At 62.0% G+C, this 20,193-nt stretch carries 19 protein-coding genes; 12 read left to right on the top strand and 7 right to left on the bottom strand.

All coding sequences use genetic code 11. The features are described from left to right. Window positions 1-148: 148 nt before the first annotated feature. The 6 genes from HY067_15620 to tsaB are packed head-to-tail and all read right to left on the bottom strand — an operon-like array spanning window position 149 to window position 4,061. Window positions 149-646: a TPM domain-containing protein gene (locus HY067_15620; protein MBI3529384.1), complete on the bottom strand. Its 498-nt coding sequence runs from the start codon at window positions 644-646 to the stop codon at window positions 149-151. A gap of 1 nt (window position 647) precedes the next feature. Then, on the bottom strand, window positions 648-1,511 hold the full coding sequence (locus tag HY067_15615) for a TPM domain-containing protein (GenBank protein ID MBI3529383.1): 864 nt from the start codon (window positions 1,509-1,511) through the stop codon (window positions 648-650). A 4-nt stretch (window positions 1,512-1,515) separates the two neighbouring features. Further along, complete coding sequence (locus HY067_15610; GenBank protein ID MBI3529382.1) at window positions 1,516-2,136, bottom strand: LemA family protein; 621 nt, start codon at window positions 2,134-2,136, stop codon at window positions 1,516-1,518. A gap of 28 nt (window positions 2,137-2,164) precedes the next feature. Next, on the bottom strand, window positions 2,165-2,932 hold the full coding sequence (locus tag HY067_15605; GenBank protein ID MBI3529381.1) for a uracil-DNA glycosylase: 768 nt from the start codon (window positions 2,930-2,932) through the stop codon (window positions 2,165-2,167). Next, the gene (gene rimI, locus HY067_15600) at window positions 2,929-3,390 is read right to left on the bottom strand and encodes a ribosomal protein S18-alanine N-acetyltransferase (GenBank protein MBI3529380.1); all 462 of its coding nucleotides are present in this window, start codon (window positions 3,388-3,390) and stop codon (window positions 2,929-2,931) included. The genes HY067_15605 and rimI overlap by 4 nt, the downstream gene beginning before the upstream one ends. Then, window positions 3,387-4,061 carry a tRNA (adenosine(37)-N6)-threonylcarbamoyltransferase complex dimerization subunit type 1 TsaB gene (tsaB, locus tag HY067_15595; GenBank protein MBI3529379.1) on the bottom strand — a complete coding sequence of 225 codons (675 nt, stop codon included), beginning with the start codon at window positions 4,059-4,061 and terminating at the stop codon, window positions 3,387-3,389. Before tsaB ends, rimI begins: the two co-directional genes overlap by 4 nt. A gap of 204 nt (window positions 4,062-4,265) precedes the next feature. Between tsaB and HY067_15590 the strand changes: the two genes are divergently transcribed. The 10 genes from HY067_15590 to HY067_15545 all read left to right on the top strand — a co-directional run bounded on the left by HY067_15590 (window position 4,266) and on the right by HY067_15545 (window position 17,435). Then, complete coding sequence (locus tag HY067_15590; GenBank protein MBI3529378.1) at window positions 4,266-5,549, top strand: ABC transporter substrate-binding protein; 1,284 nt, start codon at window positions 4,266-4,268, stop codon at window positions 5,547-5,549. Between the two features lie 56 nt (window positions 5,550-5,605). Next, complete coding sequence (locus HY067_15585) at window positions 5,606-6,883, top strand: ABC transporter substrate-binding protein (GenBank protein ID MBI3529377.1); 1,278 nt, start codon at window positions 5,606-5,608, stop codon at window positions 6,881-6,883. Between the two features lie 24 nt (window positions 6,884-6,907). After that, a complete protein-coding gene (locus HY067_15580) occupies window positions 6,908-7,774 on the top strand; it encodes a branched-chain amino acid ABC transporter permease (GenBank protein ID MBI3529376.1) in 867 nt (288 codons plus the stop codon). Beyond that, the gene (locus HY067_15575; GenBank protein ID MBI3529375.1) at window positions 7,771-10,305 is read left to right on the top strand and encodes an ATP-binding cassette domain-containing protein; all 2,535 of its coding nucleotides are present in this window, start codon (window positions 7,771-7,773) and stop codon (window positions 10,303-10,305) included. Before HY067_15580 ends, HY067_15575 begins: the two co-directional genes overlap by 4 nt. Window positions 10,306-10,356: 51 nt before the next feature. Next, window positions 10,357-11,133 (top strand): SDR family oxidoreductase, encoded by a 777-nt coding sequence (locus HY067_15570; protein MBI3529374.1) that lies wholly within the window; start codon window positions 10,357-10,359, stop codon window positions 11,131-11,133. A 102-nt stretch (window positions 11,134-11,235) separates the two neighbouring features. Then, window positions 11,236-12,177: a 3-hydroxyacyl-CoA dehydrogenase gene (locus HY067_15565; protein MBI3529373.1), complete on the top strand. Its 942-nt coding sequence runs from the start codon at window positions 11,236-11,238 to the stop codon at window positions 12,175-12,177. Between the two features lie 21 nt (window positions 12,178-12,198). Then, window positions 12,199-13,125 (top strand): 3-keto-5-aminohexanoate cleavage protein, encoded by a 927-nt coding sequence (locus HY067_15560; protein ID MBI3529372.1) that lies wholly within the window; start codon window positions 12,199-12,201, stop codon window positions 13,123-13,125. A 22-nt stretch (window positions 13,126-13,147) separates the two neighbouring features. Then, a complete protein-coding gene (locus HY067_15555; protein ID MBI3529371.1) occupies window positions 13,148-14,206 on the top strand; it encodes a tartrate dehydrogenase in 1,059 nt (352 codons plus the stop codon). A gap of 13 nt (window positions 14,207-14,219) precedes the next feature. Then, window positions 14,220-15,299, top strand: a complete 1,080-nt coding sequence (locus HY067_15550; protein ID MBI3529370.1) for a tartrate dehydrogenase — start codon at window positions 14,220-14,222, stop codon at window positions 15,297-15,299. Window positions 15,300-15,509: 210 nt separating this feature from the next. Beyond that, entirely contained in the window at window positions 15,510-17,435 is a 1,926-nt protein-coding gene (locus HY067_15545; GenBank protein ID MBI3529369.1) for an EAL domain-containing protein, read from the top strand. Window positions 17,436-17,504: 69 nt separating this feature from the next. Here HY067_15545 and HY067_15540 read toward each other — a convergent pair whose 3' ends face one another. Further along, complete coding sequence (locus HY067_15540; GenBank protein ID MBI3529368.1) at window positions 17,505-18,011, bottom strand: O-acetyl-ADP-ribose deacetylase; 507 nt, start codon at window positions 18,009-18,011, stop codon at window positions 17,505-17,507. Window positions 18,012-18,119: 108 nt separating this feature from the next. On the opposite strand from HY067_15540, the gene ompR reads away from it, so the two are divergent. After that, on the top strand, window positions 18,120-18,845 hold the full coding sequence (ompR, locus tag HY067_15535; protein ID MBI3529367.1) for a two-component system response regulator OmpR: 726 nt from the start codon (window positions 18,120-18,122) through the stop codon (window positions 18,843-18,845). 14 nt (window positions 18,846-18,859) lie between these two features. Continuing rightward, window positions 18,860-20,188 (top strand): HAMP domain-containing protein, encoded by a 1,329-nt coding sequence (locus tag HY067_15530; protein ID MBI3529366.1) that lies wholly within the window; start codon window positions 18,860-18,862, stop codon window positions 20,186-20,188. Window positions 20,189-20,193 lie beyond the last annotated feature (5 nt).

Raw genomic sequence — 20,193 nt, 5'->3', positions numbered from 1 at the left:
GAGTAACTTCAAAAGCGGAGGGCACTTCTACCAGGTCTGGAAATTATCGCGGATGACGCAATTCCCCGACAGGATGACAAGGCATCCCATTTCTTTTGATTCAGAACTCCCTCTCCACTGGCAGGAGAGGGTTGGGGAGAGGGGGGTCCTAAAGAACGACCGGCCTGTCGGGCAATTCGTTCGGGCCCCGATGGTCGCTCGGGTAATGGGATTCCAGCAAACTCGAAACACGCTCGATCCCGCTCAACACACCCTGTTCGAAGTTTCCCCCGCGGAATGCGCTCTCCATTTCGCGGCAGATCGTTTCCCAGCCTTCGCCGCCGACCCGTCCATGGATGCCGCGATCGGCGATGATTTCGACATCGCGATCGGCCAGCAACAGATAGATCAGTACGCCATTGTTGTGTTCCGTATCCCAGACCTTCAGCGCTGAAAACACGTCCAGCGCGCGCTCGCGCGCGGACAAGCCGCGCAGAAGCGACGCCGTGTCCAGGGCATGCTCGACCGCGAAGCGTATCTGGCCGCCGTGCCGTGTTTCGGATTGCGCAATGGCCTGTTCGATGCGTGCCAGCGCCGTCGGCGGAAACGAGTGCCGTACGCGCCAGTGCGGCGACATCAGATGACGAAGCAAGCGCGCCGGGCTCATCTCACCAGCGTCCCGACGCACCGCCGCCACCGAACCCTCCTCCGCCTCCACTGAAGCCGCCACCACCGCCGAATCCTCCGCCACCAAAGCCCCCGCCGCCGAATCCACCGCCGCCCAGTCTGCCCGGCATAGCACCGCCGAATAGCGTCACCACGAACGCGACCGCGCCGACCAGCAGCGCAACCAGTAGCGGCGCGACGAGCAGCCACGCCAGAAATCCGATCCCGGCGCCGACGACCAGCCCGGCGGGAAGGCGCCCGAGCAGTCTGCGCAGCAGGCCGCCGAACGCCAGTGTCGCAACGATGAACAACACGAAATAAGATTCGATCGAACGCGGATCGCCGCGGCCGGCGTTCGAGTGGCTGACCTCGGGCAATGGTTCACCGTCGATGACCTTGATCATGCGGTCGACGCCCGCGCTCAGCCCTTCGTAGAAATTACCCTCGCGGAAACCAGGAATGAAAACTTCATCGATCAGGCGCCTGGCCATAGCGTCGGGAATGGCGCCCTCCAGCCCGTAGCCGACTTCGAGGCGCATGACGCGATCCGATTTCGCCACGACGACGAGGATGCCGTCGTCCACGCCTTTGCGGCCGATCTTCCAGGCGTCGGCGACGCGGATGCTGTAGGACTCGATCGGCTCGGGAAACGTCGTGCCGATGATCATCACGGCGATCTGGCTGCCTTTGCGCTGCTCGAACTCCTGCAATTTTGTTTCAAGCGCGCGCTTCTGCTCGGCGGTCAGGGTGTTAGTTTCATCCACCACGCGGCCGGTCAACGCAGGGATCGGCCTGTCTTCGGCCAGGGCGAACAGACAGACGAACAGCAGCGCCGCGGCCGCAGCTCCACGCACGAGGAAGGTCATGCGCTTATTTGTTCTGCGCTGACGCGGGAGCGGGTTTCGAGAAATCCACCGTGGGCGGCTTCGATATGGCCTGCTCATTTTCCACGGTGAACGAAGGCTTCACCTTGTGGCCGAAGAGCATGGCCGTCAGGTTGCTCGGAAAGGAGCGCACCGTGACGTTGTATTCCTGCACCGCGCGGATGTAGCGCTGGCGCGCCACCGTGATGCGGTTCTCCGTGCCCTCGAGTTGGGCCTGCAGGTCGCGGAAATTGGCGTCCGACTTCAGTTGCGGATAGTTTTCGGCAACCACCAGCAGGCGCGACAAGGCCGAGGTCATTTCGCCTTGTGCGGCGATGAATTTGGAGAATGCCGCCGCGTCGTTCACCAGTTCCGGCGTGGCCTGGATGCCACCCACCTTGGCACGCGCATTGGTCACGCCCAGAAGAACGTCCTTCTCCTGCGCCGCGAAACCCTTGACCGTGTTCACCAGATTGGGCACCAGATCGGCGCGCCGCTGGTACTGGTTGATCACTTCCCCCCAGGCCGCCTTGATGCTTTCGTCCTGGGATTGCAGCGTGTTGTAGCCACATCCGCTGAGACCGAATACGGCCAGAATCAGCAACCACAGCGCGACGATTCGTTTCATGATTTTCTCCCGAAGAAGACCGCGACCCTCAATTGGGGACGTCCTGCCGTTGTTTCAATGCCTTCATGGTCTCGACCGCAAAACACAGGTCCTCCCACGACTTGGATTTGTCGACGAGATTGCGCAGCAGATAGGCCGGATGATAAGTCACGATCAGCGGCGTGCTGCGATACTGGTGAACGCGCCCGCGCAGGCTCGCCAGCGTCGCTTCGCGGCCGAGCAGGTTCTGCGCCGCCACCTTGCCGAGTGCAACGATCAGGCGCGGACGGATGAGTTCGATCTGGCGGGTGAGGTAAGGCTCGCAGGCATGCGCTTCAGGCGGCTCGGGCGTGCGGTTGCCCGGAGGCCGGCACTTCACGACATTGGCGATGTAGACATTGTTGCCGCGCTTCAACGCGATCGCGGCCAGCATGTTGTCGAGCAGCTTGCCGGCCTGGCCGACGAAAGGTTCGCCGCGCTCATCTTCCTCTGCGCCCGGGCCTTCGCCGACGAACAGCCACTCGGCCTTCTCGTCGCCGACCCCGAGTACGGCCTGCTTGCGTGCTTTATGAAGAACGCAGGCCGTGCACCTGGCCGCGGAAGATTTCAGCTGCACCCAGTCCATCGCGTGAATTTGCGCCGCGCGATCGGCGCCTGCCGCGGGTGCCGATCCCGTGGCCGGCGGATTTTGAACCGGCATGGATTCATCCGCTGCCGCCGAGTCAGCCACGACGGCGTTGTCCGGATTGGAACCATGACGCCGCACCCAAATGGGCAACAATCCCAATTCCTTCAGTACCAGTGCCCGGCGGCTCACAGGGCAATGCCCATGAGGATCGCATCCTCGCGCCCGCGCCCCAGGGGGTAGTATCCGCGCCTGACCGTCATCTCCCTGAAGCCAAACTCGGCATAGAGCCGGCGCGCCGCCACATTCGACGGCCGCACTTCCAGAAACATCCGCGCTGCGTCGCTGCCGCGCGCGATGTGCACGAAATGTTCGAGCAGCATGCGGCCGAATCCGCGGCGCTGCCAATCTGTCGCCACGCTCAGATTGAGCAGATGCGCTTCGCGCACGCCGATCATGAGTACGCCGTAGCCGGCCAGCGCTCCCCCGCATTCCACCACCCAGCAGCTGTAGCCGGCCTTCAGCGAGTCGTCGAAGTTGCCGCGTGTCCACGGATGGGAATAAAGGGCCGGCTCGACCTCCATGACCCGGTCGAGGTCGATGGCCCGCATGGGCCGGAATTCGGGCAGTTTGTCGAGTTGGGCGCTCATCGCTGTTCGTGCATCTTAAGCGCGACCGTGTCGCGCACATAAATCGGCGCCGCCCGCTCTGCGGGCAGGCCGCCGCCCGCTGCCAGTACCGGTACGGCCAGCCGCGCGATCGAGCGCGCATGCGGATGGAGTTCGGCCGCGATGCCATCGAGCTGCCGGCCATAGCGTTTTGCCAGTGCGTCGGCGTAAACCGCGAAGCCGCTTCCGCAACCGAACCAGCCGTCGCCTTCGAGCATGGGCGCCGATCGCGCAGGGCCTACGCCGGGCGCGGCGATTTCCGTCCAACCCGCCCCATCGCGCCGGTAAGCCGCATGATAAATTTCACCCATGCGCGCATCGAGGCAGGCAATCACCTTTTGCGCACCGGCTTCCTGCGCCAGCGCCGCCAGCGTGCCGACCGGAACCACGGACAGCCCCGCCCCAAAGGCCAGACCCTGCGCCACGCCGCACGCGATTCTCAGTCCGGTAAAAGAGCCGGGGCCGGCGCCGAAAGCAATGCCGTCAAGTTGCGCGAGCGCAAGTCCGGAGGCGACCAGCAAGTCCTCGACCATGGGGAGGATCAACTCGGAATGCCGCTGGATGGCGTGCTCTTCGCGAAGCGTGAACACGCCGTCGCGCAACAGTGCGACGGAGCAGTATTCCGTGGAGGTATCGAGGGCGAGAAGGTTCAATCCAAATCCGCTGCGGCCGGATCGCAAATACACCAAGACCAATGCATCAAACCCATCGGGCCACCCGATTTTAGCCGAACCGGAGCAGTGCACGTTAGTTAGTTATAATCCGGGTCAGCCGTGCCCGACTTTTATAAGGCGTTAACAGTTCGACCGGCCTGCGCCTGGTCAATAACGATAACGATCTACCCGGAGGATCCGTTCATGACTAGCACCCTGCGCCGGCTAGGCGCAATCACCGCACTTTTCATCGTATTGTTCGGCATCCAGTCAGCGTCGGCCCAGGATGTGCCATTGCGCATCGGCGTGATCACCTTTTTGTCGGGCCCGGCTGCCGGTCCGTTTGGCGTGCCGGCAAAGAACGCCGCCGAACTGCTTGTTGACGTATTGAACAAGGGCGGCCAGATTCCGGGATATGAAAAGAAAGGCTTCGGTGGACGCGCGATCGAAGTGGTCTACGTCGACGAGGCTGGCGGACCGACCAAGGTGGTCACCGAGTATCGCAACCTGGTGGCCCGGCAAAACGTCGACATGGTGATCGGCGTGATTTCCAGTGGAGACTGCCTTGCCGTGGCGCCGGTGGCCGAAGAACTCAAGAAGTTCACCATACTGTTCGACTGCGCCACCAACCGGATTTTCGAGGAGGCGTCCTACAAGTACGTGTTCCGCACCACCACGATGGCAACTCAGGAGAATGTGGCCGCGGCGCGTTATATCGTCGAGAACTATCCGAACCTGAAAAAATTCTCAGGTATCAATCCGAACTATGCCTGGGGCCAGGATGCATGGGCCGACTTCACCGAAAGCTTGAAAATACTCCGGCCCGCGGCGGAGATTTCCACCAACGTCACGCCAAAGCTCGGCGCCGGCCAGTACAACACGGAAGTGTCAGCGCTATTGGGCAGCGAGAGCGAGATCATTCAGAACTCGCTCTGGGGGGGCGACCTCGAGGCTTACATCCTGCAGGCCGCTCCGCGCGGCGTGATGTCCAAGATGCCGAACATCATGATCACCGGAGAAACCGTGCTCGAGCGTCTCGGCGCCGAGCTTCCGGACGGCACGATGATCGGCGCGCGCGGTCCGAACGGACCCTTCGCGCCGTCGACCAGCCTGAACAAATGGTTCCAGAAAGCCTTCAAGGAGCGCTTTAACGTCGCACCGGTCTATGCTTCCTATCACCTCGTTACCGCGTTCTTTGGTGCCAAGGCCGCCTACGAGAAGGCACAGGGAACCAATAAGACCCAGAACCCCAGCGATGACCAGCTCATTGCGGCGCTGGAATATCTGAAATTCGAAACGGTCGCCGGCACGGTGGACATGGCGCTGGGCAAAGGCCATCAGGCGGTGCAGCATGTCCCCTACGGGACAGTCAAGAAGGTTGATGGCAAGCTCACGCTGATCAATATCAAGTATTACCCGCCCAGCCAGATCAGCCCGCCCGATGGCATGAAGAGCGTCGACTGGATCCGCTCCGGCTTCAAACGCTGAATTCGAACCGGCAGCCTGCAAAAAACGGGCTTCCACAGAAAATCAGGGGAGGAACCATGAGCAAGAAAACCGAAAGGACGGTCGCACCGGGCCGCCGCAAGCTGATCAAGCAGACCGCCACGCTGACTGTCGCTGCTGCTGCGGCGCAGTTCGGTTTCCCGGCAATCCTGCGCGCGCAATCCGACGCGATCCGTATCGGCCACATCACGCCGCGCACCGGCTTTCTCGGCCAGGTGGGCGAGTACGGCTACAAGGGCGCCGTGCTGGCGGTCGAAGAAGCCAATGCGGCGGGCGGCGTACTCGGGCGCAAAATCGAGATGATCGCCGAAGACAGCGTCAATCCCGCCACCGCCGTGACCAAGGCGAACAAGCTGGTCGAGCGCGACCAGGTGATCTGCCTGATCGGGGAGATCAGTTCGGCTTCGGGGCTCGCCATCGGCGAGCAGGCACAGCGCTATAAGATCCCGTTCTTCAACACCGGCTGCAATTCCGATGCGCTGCGCGGCGCCAACTGCAAACGCTACATGTTCCACATCGAGGGCAGCAACACCATGTACACCAAGACCATCGGCACATGGCAACTGCAGCAAAACCTGATCAAGGGCGCGCGCTGGTGTTTTCTGACCGCGGATTACGCCTTCGGCCACGATCTCTACAAGGTTTCCTCGCGCTTCCTGGAGCAGAACGGCGGCATCATTCTCAACAACGATTTCGTGCCGACCAACACGGCGGACTACAGCGCCTACATTCTCAAGATCCGCCAGCTCAAGCCCGATTTCGTCTACCTCAATCTGGCCGGCGTGGACCAGACCACGTTCCTGAAACAATACAAGGAGTACGGCCTGCCCTATCAGCTTGCCGGCGGCGTGATGGACACTGCGCCGTTCTGGGCCACCGGCCTGGACTCGCTGTCAGGCCACTGGCAGAGCCTGTGGTATCACGGCCTGAACATTCCCTCGTCCAGGGCCTTTACCGAACGCTTCGTGAAGAAGTACGGACAACCGCCGGAGAATCAGGCCTGGGGCGATTACGTCGGCGTGCGAATCGTGCTGCAGACGGTAGCGGAAACCAAGGGTACCGAGGCTTCCAGGATCGTCCAGTATCTGGAGAAAGGCGCGGAGTTCGATCTGCTCAAAGCGCGCAAGGGCAAGTTCCGCGACTGGGACCACCAGTTGCTGCAGGAAATGTACGTGGTCAATGTGAAGGACAAGTCGAAGTCGAAGGATCAGTGGGACATTTTCGACGTCGTCGAGACCGTGCCAGGCCCCAAAGAGTCGCTGGAGCTGATCCAGCCCACGCAACAGGAAAACCCCTGCAACCTGCCGGCCGCGTGAGCCGCGGCTGAGTTCGTTTCAGTCGTGCTTCTTCTCGAGCAGATCGCCAACGGCCTGCTGGTCGGGTCGTACTACATCGTCCTGTCGCTGGGACTTTCGCTGATCTTCAGTCTCGGCGGAGTGGTCAACCTTGCCCACGGCGCGTTCTATGCCGTAGGCGCCTATCTCGCCTACGAAATCGAAAGACGACTCGGCTTTTTCGGCGCGATGGGGCTCTCCCCGGTGGGCGTGGCGCTGATCGGCATCCTGATCGAGCGCTTTGCCCTGCGGCGCCTCTACAACAAGGATCCGATGCTGGGCCTGTTGTTCACATTTGGCCTGGCGCTGACCGCCGAGCAGAGCCTGCGCATGATCTGGGGCACCACCGGCCTGCCGTTTTCGCTGCCGGGGCAGCTTCGCGGCCAGTTGATTCTCGGCGATTTCATCTATTCCTTTTACCGCCTGTTCGTACTCGCGATGGCGATCACCGCCGTAACCGGGTGCTGGCTGTTACTCAACAAGACTGCATTCGGAATGGTGGTGCGCGCCGGGGTTCGCGATCCGGAGATGGTGCGCGCGCTGGGCGTCTCGCTGCGGCCGATCCTGACGGCGGTGTTCGCGCTGGGGGTGGCGCTCGCCGGCCTGGCGGGCGTGCTTTCGGCCCCGCTCGCAGGCGTGCAACCCGCGATGGGCACCGAAATCCTCACCGCGACTTTCGTCGTGGTGGTGATCGGCGGATTGGGCAGTTTCTGGGGCGTGGTCGTTGCCGGCCTGCTGGTCGGTGCCGTGCGCGGCATCACCGTGTATTACTACCCGCCCGCGGCGGAAGCCTCGATGTACCTGCTGATGGTGCTGATCCTGCTGTTCCGCCCGCGCGGATTGATGGGCGAGAAATTCGAGAAGTTCGAATGAAGCCGGGCCACTTCGTCAGACATCCGCTTTTCATCGCCGCGGTGGCGCTGCTGGCGCTGCCGCACGTCGTCACCGGCACCGGCTTTACCTGGGGCATCGCCACCGAGATCGCGATCTTTGCGCTGGTCGGCCTGGGCTACAACCTCCTGCTCGGCTACAGCGGGCTGCTGTCCTTCGGTCACGGCATGTTCTTCGGACTGGCCGCCTATGCCACTGCGCTGTCGCAAATACATTGGTTCAAAGGCAGCCTGTGGCTGCCGCTCGGGTTCGCGGTGCTGTTCTCCGCCGCGTTTGGCCTGGTCGTCGGCTTCCTGGTGCTGCGCCGTCGCGGCGTCTACTTTTCCCTGCTCACACTCGCGTTCACCGCGCTGACCTTTTACATCGTGTACCGCTGGACCTCGTTTACCGGCGGCGAAAACGGCCTTTCCGGGATTCAGCGTGCGCCGTTTTTCGGACTCGATCTCGATAACCAGGTGGTTTTCTATCACCTGATTGCGGTGATCGTATTTGCCGTTGCCTGGAATATGTGGCGGGTCGTGCACTCGCCGCTCGGTTCGGTGCTCGCAGCCATCCGCGAGAACGAAAACCGGGCTCGCTTCATAGGCTATCCGGTGCTGCGTTACAAGCTCGCGGCCTTCGTCATCTCCGCAACGGTCACCGGCCTGGGCGGCAGCCTGATGGCTTTTCTCAAGCTGTTCGTTTCCGCGGACACGGTGCACGTCAATTTCTCCGGGGAAATCCTCGCCATGACCATCTTCGGCGGCGTCGGCAGTTTCCTCGGGCCGACCCTCGGCGCGTTTTTCTACATCATGTTCCGCGAGGTGCTGACCGGCTACACCTCGGCATGGCAGTTCTGGTTCGGCCTCCTTTTCATGGCCTTCATCCTGTTTTCGCCTTCGGGACTGGTCGGGGTCGGCGCGCGCCTGCTTGCGCCTCTGCGCAAGAAGAAGGAAGGTATCGGAGCGATGGCCGCGCGTGTAACGCCGCAGCCGGGTCAGGAGATCCCTGCTTTTCTGCGCGAGCATTCACCGGTTTCCGGCACGGTCCTGAACTGCGCCGGCGTGGTCAAGCGATTCGGCGGCTTCACTGCGGTCGCCGGAGTGGATCTGAAGCTCGCCGACCGCAAGCTGCATGCGCTGATCGGACCCAACGGCGCCGGCAAGACCACCCTGTTCAATGCCATCTCCGGCAGGTTCGCGCCCGATGCCGGGCGCATCGTTCTGGACAATACCCCGATCGCAAGCCTCCCTGCCGAACAAGTGGTGAAACAAGGCCTGGCGCGCTCCTTCCAGATCACCAGCCTGTTCCCGGCACTGTCTGTTTGGGAGAACCTGCGGTTGGCGGTGCAAGCGCGCGATGCGCGGCGCTTCAACGCCTGGACGCGCAGCGGCGCCCTGCCGCAAGTCAACGCCGAAACCCGTGAACTGGTGAAATTTCTCGGACTTGAGAGCACCGAGCACGCGCTGATCTCCAGCCTTTCCTATGGCGGACAGAGGCTGGTCGAGATCGGCATGGCGCTGGCGGCAAAGCCTCGTGTCCTGCTGCTGGACGAACCGCTGGCCGGCCTCGCCGCGGCGGAACGCGAGCGCATCGGCGTCCTGATACGCCGACTGACCGGGGATATGGCGGTGCTGCTGGTCGAGCACGACATCGATCGCGTGTTCGGCATGGCCGACATCGTCACGGTAATGAACGAAGGCAGGGTGCTGGTCGAGGGCGACGCGGAAACCGTGCGCGCGCATCCCGAAGTTCAGCGCGTGTACATCGGCAGCGGTCATGCGCATCTCGCCGCTCAACGGACGCGGAGGGATCCGTCCTCGCAGGGAGTCCTGCTGCAACTGGACAAGATCAATTCCTTTTACGGCAAGAGCCACATCCTCCACGATGTCAGCCTCATGGTGCGCGCCAACGAGGTCGTCGGCTTGCTGGGACGCAACGGCGCCGGCAAGTCGTCGACCTTCAAGAGCATACTCGGCATCGTTCAACCCGCGTCCGGGGCTGTCACTTTCAACGGCCATGTGACCAGCGGCGGTACGCCGGAACGGATCGCGCGTTTGGGCATCGGCCTGGTGCCACAGGGGCGCAGGCTGTTCTCCGGCCTGACCGTGGAGGAAAATCTGCGCTTGGGCGCGCTCGCGCGCCGGACGGGCGACGGCGTCAAATGGGATCGCGACAGGATCTACGGCTACTTCCCTAGAATCCGCGAAAAGCTCCACACCAAAGCCGACCTGCTCTCCGGCGGCGAACAGCAGATGGTCGCGATTGCCCGCGCCCTATCCGGCAACGTCAAGCTGCTGCTGATGGACGAGCCGTTCGAAGGCCTGTCGCCGGCCATGGTCGAAGAAGTCTTCAAGTCGATCGAGCAACTCCGGCAGGAAGTCGCCATTTTGATCATCGAGCATCATCTGGACCTGGTGCTGTCGCTCGCCGACCGCACCTACGTCCTCGACCGCGGGCATGTGTCGCACGAGGGACCGGCGCAGCCGCTGCTCACCGATCTCGATTTCCGCAAGCAGGTCTTGTGGTTGTGAAAGCGGTTTGCCGCCAAGCGGTTCACGAGTTTTATTTTTATGGGATAAGCGATGGAAATTTCTGTAAAGGGACAGCGAGTCCTGATCACCGCCGGCGCCGCCGGCATTGGCCGCGCAATGACAGACGTGTTCTACAAAGCCGGCGCACGCATGCACATCTGCGACGTCGCCCAGGGGGCGATCGACGCGACGGCAAAGGCTTTTCCCGGCGTGAGCGCGTCGCTCACCGACGTTTCGAAGCTCAAGGAAGTCGACCAGTTGTTCGTCGACGTAAAGAAGCACCTCGGCGGCCTGGACTGCCTGATCAACAATGCGGGCATTGCGGGGCCCACCGGCAAGGTCGAGGACATTCCAATCGAGGAATGGGAGCGCTGTATCGCGGTGGACCTGAACGGCATGTTCTACTGCTCGCGACTGGCCATGCCGCTGATCAAGGCAGCCGGCGGCGGATCGATCATCAACCTGTCCTCCGCCGCCGGACGGCTTGCCTTCCCGTTCCGCACACCCTACTCCGCCGCCAAATGGGGCGTGGTCGGGTTCACCAAGAGCCTGTCGATGGAGGTCGGTCCCGACAACATCCGCGTCAATGCCATCCAACCCGGCGTGGTCGAGGGCGAGCGCATCGACCGTGTGATTGACGCCAAGGCCAGGGCGATGGGCATCAGCTTCGAGGAACAGAAGAAAATTTCGCTGGAACGGGTGTCGATGCATCGCATGGTCAGCCCCTACGACATCGCCAACATGGCGTTGTACCTCGCCAGCGATATCGGCAGGAACATCACCGGCCAGGCGATTTCGGTCTGCGCCGGGGTGGAAATGCTGGGCTAGAACGATATGCCGCCAAGACGCCAAGAGCGCCAAGAAATGCTTCGGATTTTCTTGGCCCCCTTGGCGTCTTGGCGGCTTCTTTTCTTTATAGGACTTTAGTAAATGGAAAAAGTGGCAATCATCGGTTCGGGTCTGATCGGTCGCGCTTGGACGATGGTGTTTGCGCGCGCCGGCCATCCGGTCAAGCTGTACGATGCCGCACCCGGCGCGGCAGCGAAGGCCATCGCACTCATCAAGGAAGGCCTGGAAGAGTTGCACGAATTCGGACTGATCAGGGAATCGGCCGACGTTGTCGCGAAACGCGTGACCGCAGCGGCCACGCTGGCGGATGCCGTGGCGGATGCGGACTACGTGCAGGAAAACACCGCGGAAAAACTGGACGTGAAGCGCGAAGTCTATCGCCAGATGGATGAAGCGGCGCCAACCCATTGTATTCTCGCCAGCTCGACTTCGACGATCCAGACATCGCGTTTCAGCGAAGGCCTCAAGGGCCGCCATCGCTGCATCGTTGCCCATCCGGTGAATCCGCCGCACATCGTGCCGATCGTGGAGATTTCTCCCGCGCCGTGGACCAGCGCCGATGTCGTGGCGAAAACGCGCGCGCTGCACGAGAAAGTCGGTCAGGTCGCCATCACCGTCAAGAAGGAAGTCGAAGGCTTCATCCTGAACCGTCTGCAGGCGGCGCTGCTGCTGGAATCCTGGCGACTGGTGAAAGAGGACTACGTCTCCGTGGAAGATCTCGACAAATGCATCAAGGACGGCCTCGGCCTGCGCTGGTCGTTCATGGGCCCGTTCGAGACCATCGATCTGAACGCACCCGGCGGCGTACCGGACTATGCGAAGCGCTACGGCCCGGTACTGCACGGCATGATGAGCAACGTAAAGCACGATCCGTGGGATGACGCGCTGGTAACCAGGGTCGACGGCGAGCGCCGCAGGATCCTGCCGCAGGACAAGCACGCCGAACGCGAGGCCTGGCGCGACCGCCGGCTGATGGCGCTGGTAGCCCACAAACGCGACGCCGCAAAGAAAATCGGAAGCTGAGACAGTTACGGGAGAACGGAAATGGCCAACAAAGTCATCATCACCTGCGCCGTCACCGGCGCCATCCACACGCCCTCGATGTCACCGCATCTGCCGATAACGCCGGACGAGATAGCCGAAGCCGCTATCGGCGCAGCTAAAGCCGGTGCGGCGGTCGTGCACTTGCATGCGCGCGAACCGAAGGACGGACGCCCGACGCAGGACCCGAAGATGTTCATGCAATTCCTACCCAAGATCAAAGCCGCCTCGGACGTGGTGATCAACCTGACCACCGGCGGCGCGCCGACGATGACCATCGAGGACCGCCTGCAGCCGGCATTGCAGTTGAAGCCGGAAGTCGCCTCGCTGAACATGGGTTCGATGAACTTCGGCCTGTACGAAATGATCTCTCGCGTCACGGAGTGGAAACACGATTGGGAAAAGCCTTACCTCGCCGGTTCGGACGACCGCATCTTCAAGAACACCTTCAAGGACATCGCCCACATCCTGCAGTCGTGCAGCAACAACGACACGCGTTTCGAAATCGAGTGCTACGACATCGGTCATCTTTATACGGCGGCGCATTTCCTCGACCGGGGTTTGGTGAAACCGCCGCTGTTCATCCAGTCGGTGTTCGGCATTCGCGGCGGCATCGGCCCGCACCCGGAGGACGTGCTGCACATGAGGCGCACGGCGGATCGCCTGTTCGGCGATCAATACCAGTGGTCGGTGCTCGGCGGCGGACGCAACCAGATGTACGTCGCTACGCAATCCGCAGTCATGGGCGGCAATGTGCGCGTCGGCCTGGAAGACAGCCTGTGGATCGGCAAGGGACAACTGGCAAAGACCAATGCCGACCAAGTCTCCAAGATCCGCCGCATCCTCGAGGAACTCGGCCTGGAGGTCGCCACGCCCGACGATGCGCGCAAGATCCTCAAGCTCAAGGGCAAGAACAACGTGAATTTCTGAAAAAACTCTTTCAAGGGTTTAAATGAAAACCTACAAAATTGCGGTCATTGCCGGCGACGGTATCGGCAGGGAAGTCATGCCTGAGGGTGTCCGCGTGCTCGACGCGGTGGCGCGGAAATTCGGTGTCAGCCTGTCCTTTGATCACTTCGACTGGAGTTGCGACAACTACGACCGGTACGGCTGGTGGATGCCGCCCGACTGGCGCTCGAAGATCGAAGGCCACGACTGCATATTCTTCGGCGCCACCGGTTGGCCCGCCAAGGTACCAGACCACGTTTCCCTGTGGGATTCGCTGATCCTGTTCCGGCGCGGCTTCGACCAATATGTGAACCTGCGCCCGGTGCGGCTGATGCCGGGAATCACGCCGCCGCTGGCCGGTCGCAAAGTGGGCGATATCGACTATTACGTGGTACGCGAGAACACCGAGGGCGAATACTCCGCAGTCGGCGGACGCCTGTTCGAAGGCACCGATCGCGAGATGGCGATGCAGCAGTCGATCTTCACCCGCAAGGGCGTGGATCGGATCATGAAGTACGCCTTCGAGCTGGCGATGCAGCGGCCGCGCAAGCTGGTGACATCAGCGACCAAGTCGAACGGCATTTCGATCACCATGCCCTACTGGGACGAGCGCTTCGCCGCGATGGCGAAGAACTACCCGCAGGTGAAGACCAATCAGTACCACATCGACGGGCTGACGATCCAGATGGTGTTGCATCCGCAACGCTTCGACGTCATGGTCGCATCGAATCTGTTCGGCGACATCCTCTCCGACCTGGGACCGGCGACGGCCGGAACGATCGGCATCGCGCCCTCGGGCAATATCAATCCGGAGCGGCACTATCCATCGCTGTTCGAACCGGTGCACGGTTCGGCACCCGACATCTACGGCAAGAAGATCGCCAACCCGGTCGGACAGATCTGGTCGGGAGCGATGCTGCTCGATCACCTGGGTTACCCGCAGGCCGGCGCCGCGATCGTCAAGGCGATCGAGCAGTGCCTGCAGGATGGACCGCGCACACCCGATGTCGGCGGCAAAGCGAATACCGAAGACATGGGCAAGGCAATTGCCTCCGCCATTTAAAACTGAAAATTTCATGAAAACTTACAACATTGCAGCAATTCCCGGCGACGGCATCGGCACCGAAGTCATTGCCGCAGGAATCCAGGTGCTGGAGTCACTGGCCAAGCGAGACGGCGGCTTCGCACTGCGCTTCGAACATTTCGACTGGGGCAGCAACTACTACCTGAAGCACGGCGAAATGATGCCGGCCGACGGACTGGATCGGCTCAAGCCGTTCGATGCGATCTATTTCGGCGCTGTCGGCTCGAAGGAAGTGCCCGATCACGTAACGCTGTGGGGGTTGCGGTTGAACATCTGCCAGAGCTTCGACCAGTACGCCAACGTGCGTCCGGCGCGCGTGCTTCCCGGTATCGATCCGCCGCTGAAACTCGCCTCGCCCGCCGATCTCGACTGGGTGATCGTGCGGGAAAATTCCGAAGGGGAGTATTCGGGGCAAGGCGGCCGCACCCACAAAGGATTGCCGGAGGAAGTCGCGACTGAAGTCTCCGTCTTCACACGCAACGGCGTCGAACGCATCCAGCGTTTCGCCTTCGAACTCGCGCGCAACCGCCCGCAACGGCGTCTGACGCTGATTACCAAGTCCAATGCGCAGCGCCACGGCATGGTAATGTGGGACGAAATTTTCGCGCGTATCGCAAAGGACTATGCGGACGTACAGACCGACAAGATGCTGGTCGACGCCGCCACCATGCGCATGGTGCTGAAGCCGGCCTCTTTGGATGTGATGGTCGCGACGAATCTGCACGCGGACATCCTCTCCGACCTCGCCGCCGCGCTATCGGGCAGCCTTGGCATCGCCCCGACCGCCAATCTGAATCCCGAGCGCCAATTTCCGTCGATGTTCGAACCGATCCATGGATCGGCGCTCGATATCGCGGGACGGGGAATTGCCAATCCGATCGGCACTTTCTGGACCGCCGTGATGATGCTGCAACATCTCGGCGAACTCAGCGCCGCTGCCAGGCTGATGGGCGCCATCGAGCACGTGACGCGATCCCGCGTATTCACGCCGGATTTGGGCGGTCGCGCCACGACGGCAAGCGTTACCAAGGCGCTATGCCAGGCGATCGAGGCCTCACCTGGCCACGCCTGAGCGGGATTTGCCGTCACGTTTTGGCATCCGAAATAGTTGCGGGGCCTCCATGTCGCCGACCTTGCAGCAGGTTGCCTGCCGGGCGGGTTTCGCTCAGAATGAGGCCGGCATGATGCTTGCGCGACCAGGCCTATTAATGCTCGACCATGCAAGTTCGCGGCGCTGTGGATATTGCGCCGGGCACGACAACAAATCCCTGCGTCTGAATCAGTGAGTTCTGCCAAGAAAACCCGATCGGGCGCCAGCTCCAAAACCGGGACGACCAAGCGACCTTCCGTCAAGACGCGGAGCGCCGCGGGACCCACGCCGGAACAGCGCATTGCCGAACTGGAAAGCCAGCTTGCGGATACCCAATTGCACCTGGCCGCAGTAAACCGCAAGCTCGAGAGCGCCAGCTCGGAGCTGCAGACTTCATCGGCGAAGCTTCGCGATTCCGAGGAGATCACCCGCAGCACCCTCGACGCGCTCAAGGCCAGCCTGGATCGCGAAAAACTGGCACTGGCGTTTGCCGAGATCGGCACCTGCGAATTCGACGTGAAAAGTTCGATGGTGCGTTCGTCGGACATGAGCCTGCGCCTTCTAGGCATCCGCAGCGATCAACCCAACCTGCCCTACGACACCCTGCTGGAGAGCCTGCACCCGGAAGACCGGATCAAATTCAGCCACGCGCTCGAGCAATGCCTGAGCGGCACCGGAAACCTCGACGTCGAATACCGGGTCGCGTGGGCCGATGGCAGCTTTCGCTGGCTGCGGACCAAGGGCGATGCCCTGCTCGATCTCGACGGCGATCCAATCAAGGTCCTGTGGGTCACGGAAGACGTTTCTCAGCGCAAGGACATGGATGCGCGTGTGCGCTTTCTGGCGCATCATGATCTGCTTACCGGACTGCCCAACCGCACGCTGTTCCAGGACCGGCTGCAGCAGGCGTTGGCCGCGGCCAAGCGCATGCAGTCGCGCGTAGCGTTGCTGTTCATCGATCTCGACCGTTTCAAATATGTGAACGATTCCTTCGGGCACCGCGCCGGAGACATTCTGTTGCAGACGGTGGCCGCCAGGTTGCGTGGATGCGTGCGCGAGACCGATACCGTATGCCGGCACGCGGGCGATGAATATCTGATCGTGCTTTCGGCGTTACGCGAGCCGACGGAAGCGGCGCTGGTCGCCGAAAAAGTGCTGGCCATTTTCGACGAGGTTTTCGTGCTGGAAAGCCACGAAATCCAGATCTCGGCGAGCATCGGCATCAGCGTCTACCCGGACGACGGCCAGACACTCGAGGATCTGATCCGCAATGCCGATGCGGCGATGTATCACTCGAAGAAGAGCGGCCGCAATCGCTTCGAATTCTTTACGCCGGAACTGAACGCTCCGGTAGCCGAGCGCCTGGTGCTCGCTAATCAGCTGCGACGTGCCATCGAAAACAACCAACTGGTGCTGCACTACCAGCCGCAGTTCGACACCGCCACCAACGGTCTGATCGGCGCTGAAGCGCTAGTGCGCTGGAATCACACCGACCATGGATTGCTGTTTCCGGACAGCTTCATTGCGCTCGCCGAGGAATCGGACATCATCCACTTGATCGGCGAATGGGTGCTGAACGAAGCCTGCCGTCAGATCGCCGAATGGCAAGCCAGGAACCTCAACATCGTGCCGGTCGCGATCAATTTTTCCGCGTTCCAGTTCCGCCGCTCGAGCCTGGTCCAGGGCGTGGCGTCAGCCTTCTCCCGCCACGGCGTAAAGCCGCAGCAACTCGAGATCGAACTCACCGAGAACGCGATCATGCAGGACCCGAAGGAAACCGCGAAGACACTGGACCAACTGCACGAAATGGGCGTCAGCCTGTCGATCGACGATTTCGGCACCGGTTATTCCAGCCTGAATTATCTGAAACGCTTTCCAATCGACAAGCTCAAGATCGACCGCAGCTTCGTCGAGGACCTCCCGCAAGATCTGAACGATTCGGCGATCGTGCAGGCGATTATCAACCTGGCCAAAAGCCTGCGCATGGTCGTGATTGCAGAGGGGGTCGAAACCAAGGCACAACTCGACTTCCTGCGTTCGCTCAGTTGCGAGGCTTACCAGGGTTATCTCGGCGGACGGCCGGTCGACGCCGAACGTTTCGCCGCACTGCTCAAGTAGTCCGCCGGCCGTCGCACGCAGGCGCGCTGCGCTCCGACGCTGCGAAGATCCCCCCCCCCGCGCCGATGCTCATGCGAGCGCATCGCGAACCGCGGCAAAGGCGTCGTCGCTGAAACACACGCACCGCACTTCGTCGATGTAGGGCTGTTTCGCCACATACGCCGAGATCTCCGCGACAGCGATGGCGGCTGCCCGCCGCATCGGGAACCCATAGGCGCCGGTGCTGATCTGTGGAAACGCGAGCGTCCGAATCGCATGTCGCGGCGCAAGCGCAAGACTGTTGCGGTAACAGCGCGCCAGCATCTCGTCTTCCCCGTCGTTTCCGCCGCGCCAGACCGGCCCGACAGCATGGATCACCCATTTGGCAGGCAGGCGGAATCCGGGCGTAATGCGGGCCTCGCCGGTAGGACAACCTCCCAGTTCGCGGCAGGCTTCCAGCAACTGCGGACCGGCAGCACGATGGATGGCGCCGTCCACCCCTGCGCCGCCGAGGAGAGTGGAATTGGCGGCATTGACGATTGCGTCAACCCGCTGACGGGTAATATCCTCCAGCACGACGGAAATCCGGTTTTGCATGCGCAAGAGATTAACCTTTCCACGGCCCTTACATGCATGATCCACAGCGCTTACATGACCTGAACCGGGTGCCTCATAATCCGGTCTTGGCCAAGTGCAAGAAAGCATATGAACCAGACAGCCGCAAACATCCTGGTGGTCGACGACGACCAGCGCCTGCGCGACCTGCTCGACCGCTATCTCGGTGAGCAGGGATTCGGCGTGCACGCGGTGGCGAGCGCACCGGCAATGGACAAAGTCATGGGCAAGGAAGATGTCGACATGATCATCCTCGACCTGATGCTTCCCGGCGAGGATGGCATGAGCGTCTGCCGCAGACTGCGAGCGGCCGGCAGACGCACACCCATCATCATGCTCACCGCCAAAGGCGATGAAGCCGATCGTATCGCCGGGCTGGATGTCGGCGCCGACGACTACCTGCCGAAACCGTTCAATCCCCGCGAACTGGTTGCGCGCATCAACGCGGTGCTGCGACGTCAGGCTCCGGTGGCGACGTCACCCGGCGCGCCGGACGACAGCCGCAAGCCGGTCAAATTCGGTCCGTTCGAGATCAATCTCGCCACGCGCTCACTCACGCGCCATGGCAAGCAGGTGGGACTGACAACAGGCGAATTTGCCATGCTCAAGACGCTGGTCGCGCATCCGCGTGTGCCGCTGTCGCGCGACCGGCTAATGGAACTCGCCCGCGGCCGCGAGTACGGCGTGTTCGATCGCAGCATCGACGTGCAGGTCTCGAGGTTGCGCCGTCTGCTCGAAGAAGACCCCGCACACCCGCGCTACATCCAGACGGTGTGGGGCGTGGGCTACGTGTTCGTTCCCGACGATAACAAGTAATTCCGGGCTGAAACATGAACTGGATTCCGCAATCGCTGCTGTCGCGTTCAGTCCTGCTGATTTCGGCGCTGCTGGTGCTGAGCCAGTTGATCTGGTTCGGGCTGTATCGGACCTATAACGTCCGCGCACAGTCGGAGTATCTGGCCAGCCAGATCGCCAGCGTCATCAGCACCGTCAGCGTCGCGCTGGAAACCATGCCGGCTTCGGCTCGCCGCAAGTTCAGCGAAAAACTGCCCGTCCAACAGAACATCAGATTGCTGCCGGCCACGGCATGGGACGATGAGGAAGTGCCGCTGCCGGAATCGCCGCTGCTGCGCAGTATCAGCGATCATCTCAAGCGCGACTTCTCCGGCGATGCGCAGGCACTGGTCATGCTCGAAGATGCGACCCGCGCGCTATGGATCAAGATCAAGGTCAAGGACCAGGCCTATTGGGTGGTGTTTCCGCCGGAATCGCGCGGTTCGGCTTCGGCCTGGGCGTGGACCGGCTGGAGTATTTTCGGGTTGACGCTGGCGATCGCCGGCGGGTATCTGCTGATGCTGCGGGTCAATCGCCCGTTGCGCGCCCTGGCTGCGGCGGCCGGCGAAATCGGCGCGGGCAAGACACCCCCGCCGCTGGACGAAAACGGTCCGACCGAGATTCGCACGCTGTCGCACGCCTTCAACCAGATGACTTCGAACCTGCAACAGCTTGATACCGATCGCGCCGTTCTGCTTGCCGGCATTTCGCATGACTTGCGCACGCCGCTGTCGCGTCTGCGGCTTGGCGTGGAAATGCTCGATGAAGCACAGGACGACGGATTGAAGCCAGGGATGATCCAGGACATCGAGGACATGGACGCAATCATCAACCAATTTCTGGATTTTGCGCGGGAAGGCGGCAACGAGCCATCGCGGCAGGGCGAAGATCTGAATCACATCGTGTCGAGCGTATGCGCGCGTTTCTCGCGCAGTGGCCAATCGATCCGGACGCGTCTGGGCAACCTGCCACCGCTTACGCTGAAACCGACCGCGACGCAGCGCATGGTTACCAACCTGGTGGACAATGCAATGCGCTATGGCGGTGGCGAAATCGAAGTAACGACCGAACATGTCGGCGACTGCGCGGTGGTGCGGGTACTCGATCGCGGTCCCGGCATTCCGGACAACGAATTCTCGCGGGTCATGCAACCGTTCACGCGCCTGGAGGCTTCGCGCGCCGGCGGCAAAGGTTCGGGTCTGGGACTGGCGATCGTCGAGCGCGCGGCACGCATGCACGGCGGCAACGTGAAACTGCTGGGCCGTGAAGGCGGCGGGCTGGAAGCACGCGTCGAACTGCCGGTTGTCGTTCCCAAAGCTGCCTAGGCCCT

It is taken from the genome of Betaproteobacteria bacterium, from assembly GCA_016194905.1.
Taxonomy (GTDB): Bacteria; Pseudomonadota; Gammaproteobacteria; order Burkholderiales; family JACQAP01; genus JACQAP01.
This window is presented reverse-complemented; position numbering and strand designations above follow the sequence as displayed.

Excerpts from the sequence above, each read along its gene's own strand:
- HY067_15620 (MBI3529384.1), bottom strand. The coding sequence starts at position 646 with ATGAGCCCGGCGCGCTTGCTTCGTCATCTGATGTCGCCGCACTGGCGC.
- HY067_15615 (MBI3529383.1), bottom strand. The coding sequence starts at position 1,511 with ATGACCTTCCTCGTGCGTGGAGCTGCGGCCGCGGCGCTGCTGTTCGTC.
- HY067_15610 (MBI3529382.1), bottom strand. The coding sequence starts at position 2,136 with ATGAAACGAATCGTCGCGCTGTGGTTGCTGATTCTGGCCGTATTCGGT.
- rimI (MBI3529380.1), bottom strand. The coding sequence starts at position 3,390 with ATGAGCGCCCAACTCGACAAACTGCCCGAATTCCGGCCCATGCGGGCC.
- HY067_15590 (MBI3529378.1), top strand. The coding sequence starts at position 4,266 with ATGACTAGCACCCTGCGCCGGCTAGGCGCAATCACCGCACTTTTCATC.
- HY067_15585 (MBI3529377.1), top strand. The coding sequence starts at position 5,606 with ATGAGCAAGAAAACCGAAAGGACGGTCGCACCGGGCCGCCGCAAGCTG.
- HY067_15575 (MBI3529375.1), top strand. The coding sequence starts at position 7,771 with ATGAAGCCGGGCCACTTCGTCAGACATCCGCTTTTCATCGCCGCGGTG.
- HY067_15570 (MBI3529374.1), top strand. The coding sequence starts at position 10,357 with ATGGAAATTTCTGTAAAGGGACAGCGAGTCCTGATCACCGCCGGCGCC.
- HY067_15565 (MBI3529373.1), top strand. The coding sequence starts at position 11,236 with ATGGAAAAAGTGGCAATCATCGGTTCGGGTCTGATCGGTCGCGCTTGG.
- HY067_15560 (MBI3529372.1), top strand. The coding sequence starts at position 12,199 with ATGGCCAACAAAGTCATCATCACCTGCGCCGTCACCGGCGCCATCCAC.
- HY067_15555 (MBI3529371.1), top strand. The coding sequence starts at position 13,148 with ATGAAAACCTACAAAATTGCGGTCATTGCCGGCGACGGTATCGGCAGG.
- HY067_15550 (MBI3529370.1), top strand. The coding sequence starts at position 14,220 with ATGAAAACTTACAACATTGCAGCAATTCCCGGCGACGGCATCGGCACC.
- HY067_15540 (MBI3529368.1), bottom strand. The coding sequence starts at position 18,011 with ATGCAAAACCGGATTTCCGTCGTGCTGGAGGATATTACCCGTCAGCGG.
- ompR (MBI3529367.1), top strand. The coding sequence starts at position 18,120 with ATGAACCAGACAGCCGCAAACATCCTGGTGGTCGACGACGACCAGCGC.
- HY067_15530 (MBI3529366.1), top strand. The coding sequence starts at position 18,860 with ATGAACTGGATTCCGCAATCGCTGCTGTCGCGTTCAGTCCTGCTGATT.